8 protein-coding genes are annotated in these 16335 nt (G+C 74.7%); 1 reads left to right on the top strand and 7 read right to left on the bottom strand.

The window, feature by feature from the left end; genetic code table 11:
* Positions 1–52 precede the first annotated feature (52 nt).
* Positions 53–2293 (bottom strand): serine/threonine-protein kinase, encoded by a 2241-nt coding sequence (locus tag ACSLIC_RS24460; protein ID WP_436739859.1) that lies wholly within the window; start codon positions 2291–2293, stop codon positions 53–55.
* 779 nt (positions 2294–3072) lie between these two features.
* On the opposite strand from ACSLIC_RS24460, the gene ACSLIC_RS24455 reads away from it, so the two are divergent.
* Positions 3073–4746: a hypothetical protein gene (locus ACSLIC_RS24455; RefSeq protein ID WP_436740469.1), complete on the top strand. Its 1674-nt coding sequence runs from the start codon at positions 3073–3075 to the stop codon at positions 4744–4746.
* A 28-nt stretch (positions 4747–4774) separates the two neighbouring features.
* Here ACSLIC_RS24455 and ACSLIC_RS24450 read toward each other — a convergent pair whose 3' ends face one another.
* The 6 genes from ACSLIC_RS24450 to ACSLIC_RS24425 form a co-directional block, all read right to left on the bottom strand.
* Positions 4775–7279 carry an ATP-binding protein gene (locus ACSLIC_RS24450; protein ID WP_436739858.1) on the bottom strand — a complete coding sequence of 835 codons (2505 nt, stop codon included), beginning with the start codon at positions 7277–7279 and terminating at the stop codon, positions 4775–4777.
* A 149-nt stretch (positions 7280–7428) separates the two neighbouring features.
* A complete protein-coding gene (locus tag ACSLIC_RS24445; RefSeq protein WP_436739857.1) occupies positions 7429–7971 on the bottom strand; it encodes a GNAT family N-acetyltransferase in 543 nt (180 codons plus the stop codon).
* Positions 7972–8056: 85 nt separating this feature from the next.
* The gene (locus tag ACSLIC_RS24440) at positions 8057–9373 is read right to left on the bottom strand and encodes a TIGR02679 family protein (protein WP_436739856.1); all 1317 of its coding nucleotides are present in this window, start codon (positions 9371–9373) and stop codon (positions 8057–8059) included.
* Positions 9364–13479 carry a TIGR02680 family protein gene (locus ACSLIC_RS24435; RefSeq protein ID WP_436739855.1) on the bottom strand — a complete coding sequence of 1372 codons (4116 nt, stop codon included), beginning with the start codon at positions 13477–13479 and terminating at the stop codon, positions 9364–9366. The genes ACSLIC_RS24440 and ACSLIC_RS24435 overlap by 10 nt, the downstream gene beginning before the upstream one ends.
* On the bottom strand, positions 13476–14708 hold the full coding sequence (locus ACSLIC_RS24430; RefSeq protein ID WP_436739854.1) for a TIGR02678 family protein: 1233 nt from the start codon (positions 14706–14708) through the stop codon (positions 13476–13478). The genes ACSLIC_RS24435 and ACSLIC_RS24430 overlap by 4 nt, the downstream gene beginning before the upstream one ends.
* Positions 14705–16297 (bottom strand): TIGR02677 family protein, encoded by a 1593-nt coding sequence (locus tag ACSLIC_RS24425; RefSeq protein ID WP_436739853.1) that lies wholly within the window; start codon positions 16295–16297, stop codon positions 14705–14707. Before ACSLIC_RS24425 ends, ACSLIC_RS24430 begins: the two co-directional genes overlap by 4 nt.
* Between the last annotated feature and the right edge of the window lie 38 nt (positions 16298–16335).

The raw sequence follows: 16335 nt of genomic DNA, 5'->3' as shown, positions 1-16335 counted from the left end.
CGGTGCGGCGGCGCCGGCCGGTACACGGTGCGGGCGCCGCCGGGAGCGGGTTTCAGCTCGGCTCCGGCGGGTTTCGGGCGTCGAAGGCGAAGAGGGTGTTCTCGTCGGCTGCCACGACCAGCGCCCGGCCGGCGAGGATCGTCCGGGGGAGCGACTCTCCACCACCTGTGAACGCGTCGACCCGGGGGTCCGTGGACCACAGGACCTTCCCGTCGTCCTGGGCCAGGGCCACCACCCGGCCGGTGGCCGAGCTGAAGTACAGCACCCCGTCACCGGCGACGGGGCCGGAGGCCCCTTCCACGGTCGTCTGCCGCACCCACTTCTCGTGGCCGGTCACGGGGTCGAGCGCGGTGACGCGTCCGGTCTGCGCGGTCAGGTAGACGAGGCCGTCCACTACGGCGAGCGTCCCGTCGTACGTCCGCTTCAGGCGGGCGTAGGCGACCTCGCGGGTGGCCGGGTCGACGCGCACGATGCCGTCGTAGCCGACGGTCCCCGTTCGCTCCCGTACTTCCCGGAGGAGGACGAGGTCGCCGTCGGCGTCGCCCACCAGCGTGGCCGGGCCGTCGAAGGCGATGGGCCTGCCCAGCTTCCCCGACGCACGGTCGAGCGGGTACAGGGCGGGATGGCGCACCTCGGAATCGTCGAGTTCCCCGTCCAGCGCGCACATCGCGAGGAGTCGGCGGCCGGCCTGGACGGGCGTGCAGCGAGTGCCGGAGGGGAACGGCGTCGACCAGGTGACGTCACCGCTGCGTACGTCCCGCGCCTCGATGTGGGAGTCGGCGGCGTCGACCACGAGGACGGCGGAACCCGTCACGACGGCGTCCAGGCTCCGGCCGGCGACCGCCCTGGACCAGGCACCGATCGGCGCGGACCACAGCTCCCGTCCGTCGTCCGCGTCGAGCGCCACCACCTCGTGCTCCGGGTCCCAGGACGCGTCCTCGGCGGGGAAGCGGTAACCGAGCACCGTGTCGTCGGTGGCGCCCACGAAGTAGGAGCCCTGGCGGGGGACGCCCGGGCTCTTCGCCGTCCACTCCCGCGAGCCGTCGCGGACGTTGACGCGGGTGGCGACGACGCTGCCGCCGCCGCAGAACAGCGCGTCGCCGCGCGCGACGCACCGCAGTTCGTCGGGGGCGTCCGGGGTGCCGCCCACCACGGTCTCCTGCCACGGCTTGAAGCCCTTCGGCAGCGGGGCGGTCGGCTCCGCGACACTCCCGGCCTGGTCGCCGCCGCCGTCCCCGTCCGGTCCGCCCGGCTGGAGCGCGGCCACTCCTCCGGCGATGGCCGCCACCGCGACCGCCGCGGCGAGGACGGGCCGCCACCGGTCGCGCAGCCGGCGGCCGACGGAGGTGCCGGAGCCCGCCGTGCCGGGTTCGGCCGGAGGGGCGGCCCCCGCGGTGGGTACCGGGGTGGGCAGCGCGTCGTGCTGCTCGGTGATCACGTCGCGGGTACGCCCGGCGCGCGTCCCGGTGGGGCCGGGCCCGCCGAGGTCGCCGGGCAGGTCCCGCAGCAGTACGAGGAGTTCGCCGGCGGAGGGGCGGCCGGCGGCCTCCTTGTCCAGGCACGACTCGACGACCGTGCGCAGCACCTCGGGCACCGCCCCCAGCGACGGCTCCTCGTGCACCACCTGGTACGCCGTCATGTACGGGCTGTCCGCGTCGAAGGGGCCGCTGCCCGTCGCGGCGTACACCAGCAGCGTCCCGAGCGAGAAGACGTCGGAGGCGGGTCCGACGCCGCGCGGCGCCTGCAACTGCTCCGGGGACATGAAGGGCGGTGTACCGATGACCCGGCCCGTCATGGTCAGTGTCTGCTGGTCCGCGGCGCGCGAGATGCCGAAGTCGATGACGCGCGGGCCCTCGGGCGAGAGCACGACGTTCGAGGGCTTCAGGTCGCGGTGGACGACCCCCACCCGGTGGATGTCGCGCAGCGCCTCCGCCAGCCCGATGGCCAGTCTGCGCAGCTCCGTCCCGCCCAACGGGCCGGCGGCGGCGATGTGCTGGGCGAGCGTGTCCCCCTCGATGTACGTCGTCGCCATCCACGGCTGCTCGGCCTCGGGGGCGGCGTCGACCACAGCGGCGGTGAACGCGCCGCTGACCCGCCGCGCCGCGGCCACCTCCTGCCGGAAGCGGATGCGGAACTCCTCGTCCCCCGCGAACTGCTGATGGATCAGCTTGATCGCGACGGGCCGTCCCGAACTCGTACGGGCCAGGAAGACCGTGCCCATTCCCCCCGACCCGAGCCGCGCCTCGACCGGATAGCCACCGATCTCGGCCGGGTCACCTCCGCGCAGCGACACTCTTCCGGATCTCCCCTCCCCCGCGCGGCTCTGCCACCACGGGCCCACGTACCTGTCCCGCACCCAAACTAGCCGCAGCGCACCGCGCCCCGGCAACGCGGGTCGGGCGAAAGCTGCCTGACCGGGGGGCCTGCGGGTGGTTCGTCCCGTTCGGCGCGCGGCGGTGGAGGCGACATCTGGGGCGGCGGCACCCGGGCCCGGGCCGGTGATCGCGCCGGCGCCCCTCAGGCGCCCGGTCGGTGAGGGTCCGTGTACCGCGGGGATCGGCGGCCGGCGCGGCGCGGGCCGCCTCCACCAGTGCCGAGCGGAGCCCCGCCCAGCAGGCGCGCAGCGGACCCGCGGAGACGTCCCGGCCCGCGCGGCGGCCACCGTGGTCCTGCCGGCGCCCGTTCCACCGGCCGGCATCGACCACAGCACGGTGACCGCCCGCCGCGACAACCCGGTTCACGACCGCCGGGACCGCCGCCGACGACGTACCCGGCCGGCGAGGTTGGTTACCGTGTACGAGTTCAGACACAGGCCCCCGACCGCTAAGGCCCAGAAGATTGCTAACCGGCTTGAGATGCGATACGGGCACCATAACCGCGAACCGCGAACCGCGAACCGCGAACCGCGAACCGCGAACCGCGAACCGCGAACCGCGAACCGCGAACCGCGAACCGCGAACCGCGAACCGCGAACCGCGAACCGCGAACCGCGAACCGCGAACCGCGAGTTGACTGACTGTCGGCGTGGGTGTGCTGGAGGGGGCCGCCTTGTTCGCTAGCCAACCGCTGCGTGTGCCGGCGGGGCGGGACGCCCGTCGCTGGAACACCTTCTCCGGTGCACGCACCCTGATCGTCGCGGCCCGTACGGTCACCTCGACCGTACGGGTGCTCGAAACCCTCCCGGCGCTCCTGCGCGACGACGCCCGCGTGTCGGTCGTCTTCGCCTACGACCCGACCTCCGCCTTCAGCGACGGCGTCCTGGACCTGCTGCGGGCGGCCGGCTGCCGGGTCGCCCCCTGGGAGCAGCTGGGGCACCTCGGCCCCGACCTGATCCTCTCGGCCAGCGAGAACATCGAGGTGCCGGAGGGCGACTGCCCCGTGCTGGTGCTGCCGCACGGGGTCGGCTTCCAGAAGCTCGTACCCGATTCGCGCAGTGCGCGGGAGCGGCTCTCGGGCGTCGTGCCGGACTCGCTGCTGGAATCGGGACGCGCCTGGCTCGCGGTCTCGCATCCCTCGCAGGAGGAGCAGCTGCTGGCCACGCACCCGAAGGCGGCCGGGCGCACCCTCCTGGTCGGTGACCCGTGCTTCGACGAACTGGCCGGGAGCAGGGGCCACCGGGCGGCGTACCGGGAGGCGCTGGGTGTCGCGGAGCATCAGCGCCTGGTCATGGTGAGTTCGACCTGGGGGCCGACCTCGCTCCTGGGGCGCCACCCCGATCTGCTCGCCCGTCTGCTGGCATCCCTGCCGGTGGACAGCCACCGGGTCGGCGCCATCGTCCACCCCAACGTGTGGTCGGCGCACGGCGCCTGGCTGACCCGCACCCTTCAGGCCGCCGCCCTGGAGGCCGGACTGCTGCTGATGCCGACGGTGCACGCGTGGCGGCCCGCCCTGGTCGCCGCGGACGTGGTGGTGGGCGATCACGGCTCGGTGACGCTGTACGGGGCGTCCCTGGGCAAGCCCTTGCTGCTGGCCGCCTTCGGCACCGACGCGGTGCCGGGCACGGCGGTGCACCGCCTGGCTTCGCTCGCCCCCCGGCTCGACCCTCGGGCGGACCCGCTCCAGCAGGTGGAGGACGCCGTACAGGCGCACTCCCCCGCGCGCTACGCCGACGTCGCGGCACAGGGCTTCGCCGAGCCGGGGCACGCCCTCGCGAAGCTCCGTACCGTCCTCTACGAACTGTTGAAGCTCCCGGAGCCGCCGTCCGCGCCGCCCGTCTCCCCAGTGCTGCCGGTCCCCGACCCGCCCACTGCTGCGGTCACCTCGTGGCAGGTGGACACCGGCGTCAGCGAGGACGCCGGTCCGGCCGTCACCGTGAGCCGCGTCCCGGCCTCGGTCGCGGCGCACGCCGAGACTCCCCCGGAGTCGGCCGCGTTCTTCTCCCACCTGGCGTGCGCGGACGACGAACGCGACCGGCGGCTGACCGAGAGCGCCTCCGTACTCGTCCGGCGGCACCCGTCGCCGACGGCCGTGGGGGCGCTGCGCTGGACCGCGGACACCCTCGCCCAGCTGCCCGGCAGCCTGCTCGCGGCGTCGGCGGTACGCGGGGGCGGCCACCTCGTCGGTCTCCGGGACGGCCGCGTCGTGGAGGTCTCCGCCACCGGCCCCGTCCTGGACCCGGGGCTGCCCGCGGCGGTCGTCTACGCCTGCCTCCGCGCGGGTCTGCCCCTGGACGGCACCCAGGTGACGCTGCGGCTCGACGGCGTCGGGGACGAGGACGTGCTCCTGCGCCTCCGCCCGACCGGATGAGCCGTCAGCGTCCACCCGGAGCCCGGGCTCAGCCGCCGAGCCCCTCCAGCCGGCGCCGTACCTCCTGCGCCAGGTGCAGGCTGCCGCGCGCCTCGTAGATCTCCGCGGCACGGTGGAGGCTCTCGCGGGCCAGGTCGTGCCCGTCGGCCGTTCGCGCGGCGACGTCGGCGAGCCGCACCCGGGCCTGTGCCTCGTAGTCCGTCGCCGCCGCCACCTCGGCCAGTTCCGCGCACGCCTCCCGCAGGAAGCCGATGGCCCGCGCGCTGTCCCCGAGGTGCCCGTGCGCGACACCGATCGCCGCCTTCGCCCGGGCCGCCATGCGCCGGTCGGGCTCCGCGCGGTCCTCCAGTTCCGTCCGGGCCCGGAGCAGGAGCGCCATGGCGTCCTCGTGATCGCCCCGGGCGTCGAGCGCGCAGCCGAGGAAGAAGGTGGCGAGCGCGGCACCCCGGCTCTCCCCGGCGCTCTCGTTGAGGGCGAGGGAGCGCCGGTACGCCTCGGGCGCCCGCGCCGGGTCGACGATGTCCAGGTACCTGCCGAGGAATTCCTGCACGGAGGCGCGCAGGACGAGGCGCCCCGTCGTGTCGGCCAGGGCGACGGCCCGCTCCAGTTGTTCGCCGGCCCGGCCGTTCTCCTGGAGGTCGAGCAGGGGGCGGGAGAGCAGGGCGCGCAGCCTGGCCTCGCCCGCGGTGGCCTCCTCGACCTCCCCCGCCGTGCGCGCCCGGGCCGAGGCGGCGGCAGCCGCCTCGACGCCCAGCTCCAGGACTTCCGTCCACGCCCTGAGGTAGCGGTGGTACAGGAAGAACACCGTGAACGCCTCGGCCAGGCGCCAGGCCACCGGGTACAGCTCCTGCCGGACGGCTTCCCGCAGTACCGCGAGGACGGCGGTGCGCTCGGTGTGCAGCCATTCCAGCGGTGGCGGGCCTCCGGCCGCGGCGAAGGGGTCGTCGGCGCCGCGCAGCAGTTCCCCGAGGTCGGCGACGCGCAGGCGCTCCTCGCGGAGCGCGAGGTCGGCGAAGGCGGTCAGGACGAGGTAGTGCGTGCTCACCCGCTCGGTCAGCGCCGTCCGCGCGGTCGCGGGTTCCTCTGCCGCCGCGTGTTCCCGGGCGTGCAGGCGGACCAGGTCGTGCATCCGGTAGCGGCCGTCGCCGGCGGCCTCCACCAGGCTGGCCTGCGCCAGCACCCCCAGCAGCCGCTTCGCGCTCCTCGCGTCGAGACCGGCGGCGACCGCGGCCACGCCGGTGTCGAAGGTGGCGAACGGCAGCCAGCCGAGCAGCCGGTAGAGCCGCGCCGCGTCGGGCGGCAGCAGCCGGTAGGAGGGCTCCAGGGCTACGGACACTGCGGACTCCTGTCCGTCCATGGCGAGTGCGTCGAGCCGGCCGGCCTCGTCGTCGAGTTCGGCGGCGAGTTCGGCCATGCTCAGCCCCGCGTCGGTGATCAGCCGCGCCGCCACGACCTGGAGGGCCACCGGCAGCCCGCCGCACAGCTCGACCAGGCGCAGCGCGGCCGCCCGCTCGGCCTCCACCGCCCGGGCCCCGCACCGGTCGGTCAGCAGCGCGAGCCCGCCGTGCGCGTCGAGGGGTTTCAGGGAGACCAGCCGGGCGCCGGTGACGGCCAGTTCGCCGAACTTCCTCTGGCTGGTGGCCAGCACCGCGCTGCCCGGGCCGTTGGGGATCAGCGCCCGCACCTGCGCGGCCTGGTTGACGTCGTCCAGGACCAGGAGGATGCGCAGGCCGCTGGTGCGCGACCGGAACAGGTTGGTCCGTTCCGCGAGCGTGTCCGGGATGCCGGTGTCCCCGCCCGGCAGCGCCCGCAGGCACATGGCCAGCGCTTCGGAGACGTCGGCACCGGGACTGATCTGGTCCCGCAGGGCCGCGAAGTCCACGTAGAGGTGCCCGTCGGGAAAGTGCCCCTCCGCCAGCTCGGCGCACCGCCAGGCCATGGCGGTCTTGCCGACCCCTGGAAGCCCGTCCAACACGTCGAGGCTGACTCTCGGGGAGCCGCCCGCCGCCGCGCCGAGCCTCGCTTCCCAGGCGGCCAGCTCCTCGGACCTGTTGCTGAACGGGACCATGACGACGGGCACTTGGCTGGGCCGCACCGGGCGGCCCGGCCCAGGTGACGGTGGAGGTGCGGCGTGGTAGTGGATGCCGCCGTGGACGGGCGATCCCTGGAGGACGAGTCCGTGGTTCACGCCGCCGCCGACCAGGTTGACGAAGCCGCGGGAGGTGTCAGGGGCGAACTGGGACAGCAGTTCCGCCAGTTCTCCGGCGGCGTCGGCGTCCTCCCGGAAGACGTCCTCCAGCCGCCGCCGCAGACCGGCCGTGACCCCGGCCTCGGCCTCCCGGTCGCCGCTCGCCCGGGCACCGGCCAGCTCCGACCGCGCACTCCGCAGCTCCTCCTCGGCACCCGCACCGGAAGCACGCCGCCGGAAGAACCGGGTCAGCCCGCTCTTCGCACGCTCGAACCCCTCGGAAACGATCAGCCCGACCAGCGCCGTCGCCCCCGACACCGCAAGAGCCCCCAACTCGGCTTCCACCCAGCCCCCTTCGCTCATTCCCGCACTGCCTGGCGGTAGGACACCAACCGTAGAGAGATGTGGCGCGCTTGGACAGTCCGACCCACCGGGGCGAGAACCGGCACGAAGGACGCCGCCGTGATCGCGGACGCCACCCGCACGGCGGCGGTTCACAGCGGGGACAGCACCATGAGCACCTCGTCACGGTCGTCGCCCGGACCGAGCCGGAGCGCCCCCGGCCAGCGGCCGATCTCCTTCCAGCCGAGCCGTCCGTAGAAGTCCTCCAGCCCCATGCCCGCGCGGGCGGCGAGGTGCAACTGCTCCAGACCCATCCCCTCGCGCGCGAGAGTGCGGACCTCGTGCATCAACCGCGTCCCGAGCCCGCAGCCGCGAAACGCGGGGCGCGTCTGGACGTGGTGCAAGGTGCCCCAGTGCCGTATGAGTGCGAACGGGTCGCGGCGCACGTTCAGCCAGCCCGCCAGCTCTCCTTCCACCCGGACGAGGAGCAGCCGGCTCGTCTCCGGCGCCAGGGCCGCCGCGATCGCCTCGACGGCCGGCGCCGTCCGGGAGAGGTCGACCGGCGGGAACGGGAAGCCGGCGGCGCCCCCGGCATTGGTCACCTCCACCCAGCAGGACGCCAGTTCCTCGACGAGGGAACCGGTCACCTGGTCCGGGGTGGTCAGCTGGACATACGAGGCTGCGGTTTCGGTCACCGCGGCAGCCTGGCACATCCCCCGACTCCCCCACCAGGCCCGGTGCGGCCGCGAGGAAGCGGCGGCACGGCGGGCACCACTGCGATCAGAACACCTGGGCGTGCGGAGGCCGTCCCCTCAGGTCGGACAGGAGGAGGTCCAGTTCTCGTTCCTCCTCGACCCGGGTTCCCGCCTCCGCGAGGGCCTCGGCGAGGTCGGGGTCCCATGGCGTGGCGGTCGGGACCCCGGTGAGAGGTCGGGGCGGGAGCTCCGGGTCGCCCGCGGTCAGGGCCCTGCGGAAGTCGGCTGCGGTGTATCGCCAGGGCTGCCACGGAACGCGGCGCAGCAGGGCGCCGGCGATCCGGAACCCGCCCCAGTCGAAGTCGCCGTGGTAGTGGAGGACGGAGCCGTTGCCGTGCAGGTGACGCAGCAGGGCGAGTGCGGCGGCCGAGGGCTGGCCCTGGAGGCAGACCAGCGGCGGGCAGGCGGCTTTGAGGGCGTCCGCCGCCGCGGCGAGGATGGTCGGGTTCTCACAGATCCGCACCGTGGGGGAGGCGGCGGAGGGGGGTCGTCGGATCAGCTGGCGCAGCGTCAGGACGGCCGGTTCGCCCTCGTCGGCCATCCAGTCGAGGGCGGGGCTCCCCCGCAGGTTCAGGGCGAGGACCGTCGAGGACAGTTCGTCCTTCAGCAGGCCCGCTGACGCCCAGGCGTCCCGCCGCCATTCGGTGCCGCTGCCGTCGGCGAAACCGGTCAGGGCGCGGATTCCCGACAGCGTGAGGGTGGCTTCGGGGGTGCCGTCGTCCAGCCCGTGGGCCGAGCCGAGGACGCGTGCGGCGAACGCAGCCAGCGATACGGCGGGGTCGGCCGGAAGTTCCCGCAGCGCGGCGGAGACCGCCGTGAGCAGGGTGCGTACGGAGTCAGGGGCGCGGCCCAGGCGCCGGGCCAGGCCCTCAGCCCGTACCCGCGCGGCCCAGGCGGTCAGCTCGGGCCGATCCCGTACGAGTGCGTCGAGGGGCTCGTGTGCCCGGTCCCAGGCGGCTCGCTCCTCCGCTCTGGACTCGGCGAGCGGGGTGACGGGGCCGGTGAGCGCCGTGACGGCGGCGGTGAGGCCCTCGGGGCTGACGTCCGACCGGCGCAGCACGGCGTCGACCGCCTCCAGCCGTACGCTGAGCGAGCGGCCACCACCGGGAGGCCGGCCCAGCAGCCGTTCGGCCGCGGATCGCTGCCCCTGCGTGGGGGTGGCCAGGAAGACGGCGCCGGTGAGGGGCTGACCGGCGACGAGCCGGCCTCGTACCCGCTCGACGAGCCATGCGAGTTCCGGAACGCCGAGCAGGCGGCGCAGGCGGGGGACGTCGACCGCGGCGTGCGTGACCCGCTCCGGCACGGTCCCGGGTGCGGTGTGGCCCTCGTGCGTCAGTTCCACCGCGGCTCCTGCTCCGAGCCGCCCGCCGCGCCGGAGGCCGGCTGCCGCACGGGGTCGTCGCGGCGCCGGCGCCTCGTACCGTCCCACTCCCAGCGGGTGACGAGGACCGCTGCCACGTCGTCGGTCCGGGACAGCTGGGCGATGGCGACGCCGGGGACCTGCGGGTAGCAGGCCCATTCCCGTTCGCTGGTCATCACCACGTCGAGGTCGAAGGCGCTCAGCAGGCCGAGGCACTTGGCGCGCGAGTCGTCGTCCACTCCCGCGAACGCCTCGTCCAGGGTGACCAGGCGGGGGGCGTGGGGGCTGCCCGCACTGGCGTAGTGCGAGGAGGCGGCGGCGAACAGGGGCACGGAGACGGCGAGGACGCGTTCGCCGCCGGAGGAGGGCCCTGTCGCGGGGACCCAGCGGCCGTGCTGGTTGCGTTCGACGCCGAACTCGTGCCAGGTGCGGTAGTCGAGCGCGGCGGTGAGGTGTTCGAGCCAGCTGCCCGAGCCGTTGTCGGACTGCTGACGGGCGATCTGGGCCTGGAGGAACTCGCCGACCGCGGCGCGGTCCTCGGCGGTCCAGGCATCGGCGGACTGGCGCAGCCGTTCGCGGGCCTGGGCGAGTCCGGGCGGGGCCTTGCGCGAGGGCCGCCACACCAGCCGCAGTCTCATACCGGTGGAGGTCGGGCGGTCCTCCAGCTCGGTGTTCATGTCCCGCGCCTGGCGCTCGGCGGCGCCGATGAGCTCCTGGAGGGTGCCCGCGACCTCGGTGATCAGGTGGTTCTCGAGGATCTCCCGTTCGTGCGCGGACAGGATGCGGGTCAGCTCACCGACCTCGGTGGCGAGCGCTTCGGCGAGTTCGGGCACGGCCCGGTCGCGGCCCTGGTAGACGATGTCGACGACCATGCCGTCCTCGAGCATGCGGGCGGAGGCACTGTGCCCGTGCCGGGACAGGGTGTCCTGCAGGGTTTTGAGTTCTTCGCTGAGCCGGCGCTGGACGCGTTCCCAGGCTGCGTCCGTGTCGTCGACCGACGAGAGGCCGGTCTCCAGGGCACGGGCGAGCGCGATGGCGGGGGTGGCGGCCCAGGGGCCGCCGTCCGCAGCGGGGATCTCGAGTCCGGGCAGTGCGACGGCGAGCAGCCCGGTCCCGGTGAAGCGCTGGAGCGCGGCGATGGCCTCCGCGCGCGCGGCGACGGCTTCCGCGAGGTCCTTCTCCAGTTGCTCGATGCGTCCCTCGGCGCGCCCGGCCTCCCGGTCCGCCTCCGCGTGGCGCCGTCGGGCCCTCTTCTGGCCGGCGTCGCAGCTCTGCTGTGCCTCCCCTGTTTCGGCGAGCCGCCGTTCGAGTTCGGCGACGACCGCTCCGACGGTGGAGCGCAAGGTCAGGTGGCGCTCGTCCGCCGCCGCGGCTTCGCGCTCCGCGTCATCGGCCCGCTGGGCGAGGACGTCGGCCCGCGCCGCCGCGGCGGTCGCTTCGGCGTGCTCGTCGTCCACCTGGCGTGCGGCCTCGACCTGTTCGCGCACCGCCGGCCACAAGGCGGCCAGTGTGGCGCCGAGGGAGCCGAGGGCGTGGCGTACGCCGGTGAGTCCGGCCCGGTCGGCGGGCAGCCCCAGATCGGTGGCTGCCTCGGTGAGCTCGGCGGCGGCCCGCTCGGCCCGTCCGGCCGCCCCGGCCGCCTCGGCGGCGCGCTCCGCACGCCGCGTGCGGGCCTTGCGCACGGTGTCGGCCGCGGCGCTCACGAGCGCGTGTGCCCGGGCGAGCGGCGACTCGTCGGGGACGGAGGCGAGTTCGGCGTCGAGCGTACGGCGGCGGACCGCGATCGCTTCGGCTCCGGCTGCGGCGGCTGCCGACTCCTCGCGCAGAGAGGCGAGTTCGACGTCGAGCGTGGCGGCGCGGGCTCTCCGCGCCGCCTCACGCGCGCCGGCGCCGATGTACGCGGCGGCGGGCTTGGCCCACGTGCCGCTGAGCACGCCGACACGGAAGCGCCCGTCCGCCGCCACCCAGGTCCCGGCACCTGGCCCGCCACCCAGACCGATGGCGGCGAGCAGACCGGTCACCGTCGCATCGTCCAGGGCCGTGGTCCACGCGTCACCGTGGTCCGTGGCCGGGCGCAGCACTTCGGCCAGGGAGGGGCCGCTCACCGGCCCGTCCGACGGCGCGAGAAGGACGTCGTGCCCGTTCACGGCGAGGGCCGAGCCGTCGGGGAGTACCCAGGCGTCGAGGAGGCCGGAGGCTTCCAGTGCCGCTTCGAGCCCCGCGCGCTCGGGTTCGGGCAGGCCGTCACGGAAGTCGACGAGGCGCCAGAGCGGGGCGCCCGGAAGCCGATCGCGAAGGTCCGGGGTGCGGGTGGCGGGGGGCTGGGGCTCGCGTCCGCCGCCGGCCTTCAGCACGGCGAGCTCCCGCCGCGCCGCATCGGTGCGCTCCGCCAGCTCCGAGGCCCGTCGGGCGGCTTCGGCCGCCTGGTCGGCGAGATCCGCCGACCGCAGGGTGTGCGCCCGGACCGCCTCGCCGCGTGCCGGGTAGGGGCCGTCGAGGCGGTGGGTCCATTCCTGGAGTTCGTCGAGGAGGCCGGTCTCGTCGGAGAAGGCCAGCTCCGTCCAGGCCCGGGCACGTTCGCGTACCTCGTCGAGGAGGACCCGGCCGACCCGCGCGACGCCCTCCTCGGCCGCACCGTGCGATGCGGTGTCCAGGGCGAGGTCGGTCTCCGCCTCGTCGAGACGTCCCGAGGCCCGGCGGTGCTCGGCGGTGGCCCGCTCGGCCGCTTCAAGAAGGCCCTCGACGTGCCCGAGGGAGCGCCGGGCACGGTCCGTGGCGGCGTCGGCGGCGCGCCGCAGTTCGGGCTCGGGCAACTGGTCGTCCACCGGCAGGGCCACGTGCGCGGCGGCGGCGTGTTCCCGTGCCTGGGCAAAGGTCTCCTGTGCCCTGAGCCGCGCGGCCCGGGACCGGTTCTCGGCGGAGGTGAGCCGCCCGAGCGCCTTGGTGTGGAGGGCGGTCGCCTGCTTCCGGTCGTCCCTGGCCTGGTCCGCCGCCCGCGCCGTTCGCGCCACGGCCAGCGCGGCGTGCTCCAGTTCGCGCGCGTCGCGCATCTCGGGCGCCTCGCGCAGGGCCCTCTCCTGAGCCCGTAGGCGTTCCGCGGTCTCCGCCAGGAGGCCGATCTCCTCCCCGGCCGCCTCCCGCTTCTCCTCGGCCTGCCGCCGCCGCTCCTGTGCCTCGGCCAGATCCCGTTGCACACGCTCGTAGCGGGAGTGCTCCGCGCGCGGAAGCCGTGCCCGGCGGCGGGTGGCGATACGGGCGTAGCGCCGGTAGTGCTCCAGGAAGCCGGAAGCGGCCCGCTCGGCGGCTGAGGCGGCCGCCAGCTCGTCCTTCTCCTCGTCGAGGGAGCGGAACGCCTCGGCCACGTCGGCGATGACGGCCTGGTCCATGGGCGGCAGGGCCTCGGTGAGGGCCCGGGAGAGGGCGGCTTCATTGGGCCGCTTGGAGAGCTGGGGCTGGCGCAGCTGGATCAGCAGGTCGACCAGGGCGGCGTACCGCTGGTCCCCGAGGCCGAAGAGCGCCTCGTCCACGGCCCGGCGGTACACCTTGGCCTGGTCGTAGACCATGCCGTGCCCGGCGACCGCTTCGGCGAGCCGGTCCCGGGAGAGGGCGGTGCCGGTGGCGTCGAGCAGTCGGAGGGTGTCCTCCGTGCGCCCGGTGGAGCCGTGGTCGACCCGTTGGCGGGTGACGGCGTACCAGTGGCGCGCGATACCCCTCCCGCTGACGGCCTTGAGGCCGCACAGCAGCGTGCGGAAGTGCTGCTCGCCGGTCGTCTCGTCGCGTCTGCCGAACTCGATCCACGTATAGCCGAGCCGTTCGGAGTGCGGGTGCTCGCCTCCGAGCAGCAGGTTCCACTCCATCCGCTTGCCGGGGTCGCCGTCGGGTTCGACGCGGCGCGGGCTGAGGTCGCCGTCGAGCAGGAAGGGCAGGGTGAGGGCGAGGACCTTGGACTTGCCGGTGCCGTTGTTGCCGCGCAGCAGCAGGGACCCGTCCCGGAAGTGGAACTCCTCCACGTCGTAGTGGAACAGGTCGACGAGCCCGACGCGCAGAGGCTGCCAGCGGGATCGCCGCGGTGTGGGGAGGCGGGTCACGGGGCGGCCTTTCGCTGGGTGGGCAGGGAGGAGGAACCGGGCCGGCGGACGACGGTCTCGCCGACCGCGTACCGGGCGAGGGCGGGGCGGGCGACGACCCCGTGCGGGGTGCGGAAGACCAGGCCGAGCGCGGCGAGCCGGGCGACGGCCTGTTCCACGAGTTCGGGCTCCATGCCCGGCTCCCGGGCGGACTTCGACCAGAAGCCCCCGTGCTCGGCGGCGAGTTCGCGGACGCGCAGGGCCAGGGCGCCGAGGGCGACCGGGCCGTCGGCGCGGGCCAGGTGCTCGGCGAGCAGCAGGGTGATGTGGCCGTGCGTGCCCTGCTCGGGCATGCGGAGGTCGGTCAGGTCGTCGTCGGGGTCGACCATGGCGATCCCCTCGGCCCGCACCTCGGCGACGAGTCCCGTCAGTTCGGTGATCTTGGCGGTGACGAAGCCGCGCTGCCGGGACAGGTAGCCGAGCTCGGCGTCCGTCAGGTCGTCGTAGTAGAGCACCGGATCGTCGAGCAGCCTGCGGGTGAGCGAACGGCGTATGGCGCGGAAGCGCAGCTCGTCGCTGTCCAGGGCCGTTTCCGCGACGAGCTCGGCGAGCCGGTCCTCCAGGTCGTCCCCCCGCACGGTGGAGGGGCCGCGCCGGGTGGCGAGGAGACCGGCCAGGACCCGGCGTTCCACGTCGTACAGGACGTCACCCACCCCGCTGACGTACGCCTCCTCCTCGCCCGCGACCCGCCGCAGCACGCCGAGGTCGAGCAGCAGCCGTACGACGGCGGCGAGGTCGAGGCGCTCATCACGGCGTTCCAGGACGAACTCGACACCGGCGGCGGTGAGCCGGGGGTCGGCGGCGTCCAGGACGATCTGGTCGGCGAGGCGCCCGAGGGCGATCTGGGCCTCACCCCGTTCGAGGGCGGCGAGGGCGAGGCAGAACAGGACGTAGCGGCGGCGGGTGAACGGGGCGGCACTGCGGCTCGCCTCGCGGGCCGGGTGCGTGGGGTCGGTGAGGACACCGGGGATCTTGCGCAACCGCGCCGTCTCGGCGTCCACCTGGAGGGACCAGCCGGTGTTGCGGTCGAACCACTCCCTCAGTTCGGCCGCGTTCCGGCGGACGAGACGGAACTCGTCGGCGTTTCGGCCACGTGCGAGGAGAAGGGGGTGTTTCAGCAGGGCGCGCGCTGCTTTGCGCAGGTCGGCGGCGTGCTGGCCGTCCAGCACCTCGGCGAGCGGTGCGGTCATCGGTCGGGGTCTCCGTCCATCAGGTCGTCTCCGTCCGTCAGGTCGATGATCTCTACGAGGTGGTCCGGGCCGCTGAAGACTCCGCCGGGCGTGCGGATCTCGGCGGTGGTGCCTTCGGTGAGCGCGGTGAGCCTGATCTCCATGGAGCCGTCGTTGCTGGTGGCCACGGTCTGTCTCACCCCGGGGCGCCAGGTGGCCAGCGCGTCTGCGAGGAGTTGGAGGAACAGCCCGAAGGAGGCCGGGTCGAGTTCGCCGAGGTCCGACAGGCGCGTGACGCCGCCGGTGGCGAGCCGGGCGCGGGCGGCCGCGGTCTCCGCGGCCTGCTTGGCCGCCGTCTCGGCGAGAGCCCGCCGCCGCTCCTCCCGGTCCTCGACCTTGCGCGGCTTGCCGCGCCGCTCGTAGCTTCCGGTACGGCGCAGCTGGGGGCTGATCCGCAGCGGCTCCGCCTCGGCCCACGAGGTGGCGGCCGGGACGGGCCGCGCCGCACGGGCCATGAGGGTGTCGGCGTCGGCGGTGAGGTGCCGGGCCGGGTACAGGCCGAAGGCGGCCCGCCACAGGCGGTGCCGGGCATCGTCGTCGGGTGCTTCGGCGAACCACCGGGCCAGGGTCCGGAAGTCCGCGGAGCGGTCCGAGCGCCCGGCCCGCCGCTCGTTCAGCGCCCGTACGACGGCCAGCAGTTGCGGGATCGCGCCGAGCGCCCGCCCGCGCAGCAGCCGTGCCTGCGACTCGCGCCCGTCCCTGCTGATGAACCACGCGCCGAGCCCCGCCCAGCGCGCGGCCCACCGTTCGTAGACCTCGCGTTCCACGCTCTCGGACTCCTCCGGCGAGGCGTCGGCGGCCTCCCGCACGGCGGCCGCCCGCAGCAGGAACTCCGCCCTTCCGTCCTCCTCCAGCTCCAGGATCAACCGGGCGATCCGCCCGCCCAGGGTGATCAGGTCCTGGATGAACCGCTCCAGGTACTGGATGAGGCGGTCCTTGTACGCGAGGAGGACGTCCTCCTCCACGTCGTGCAGGTCGATGGTCCGCTGGAGAGATCCCATGAAGGCGCGGGCGTTGTCGGCGAGCGCCGTGAAACGACTGGCCAGCGCGTCGAGCGCCAGGTGCGCCTTGGCCGGGTCGGGCTCGTCCTCGGCGGCCAGGACGAGCAGGGCGCGCAGGTGGGTCACGATGTCGTGCAGGGCGACGGCCTGGAGCGCGCCACGGCGCCCGAGTGCCTCGTCATAGGCAAAGAGCGCGGCCTCGGCGGCCTCTCCCTCCCGCGTGAGCTGGTAGATGAAACGCTTGCGGTAGAAGTCCTCGACGGCGGTGACGCGGGCGGTGTCCGGATCGGCCCGCAGATTGCCCCAGCCGACGAGCTTGTCGAGCGCGGCGACGACGGCCTCAAGGTCGCCGGGGCGGACGGCCGCCGGCAGCGCCCCGTACACGTCCTCGGGACGCAGATGCACCGCGAACCGCTCCTTGGCCACGAGGAACACCCGCATCACCTGGCGGTAGAGCGGGGTGTTCGGCACGGTGAGATGGGCGAAGGGGCCGAATCCGCCCGGCTCGGGTTCCGGGCCGGGCGAAGCGGTGGAAGCGGTGACGGTCATCGTCGGCCATTCTCCCCCAAGGCGCCATGGCAGTCGGC

It is taken from the genome of Streptomyces sp. BBFR102, assembly GCF_051397025.1.
Lineage (GTDB): Bacteria > Actinomycetota > Actinomycetes > Streptomycetales > Streptomycetaceae > Streptomyces.
This window is presented reverse-complemented; position numbering and strand designations above follow the sequence as displayed.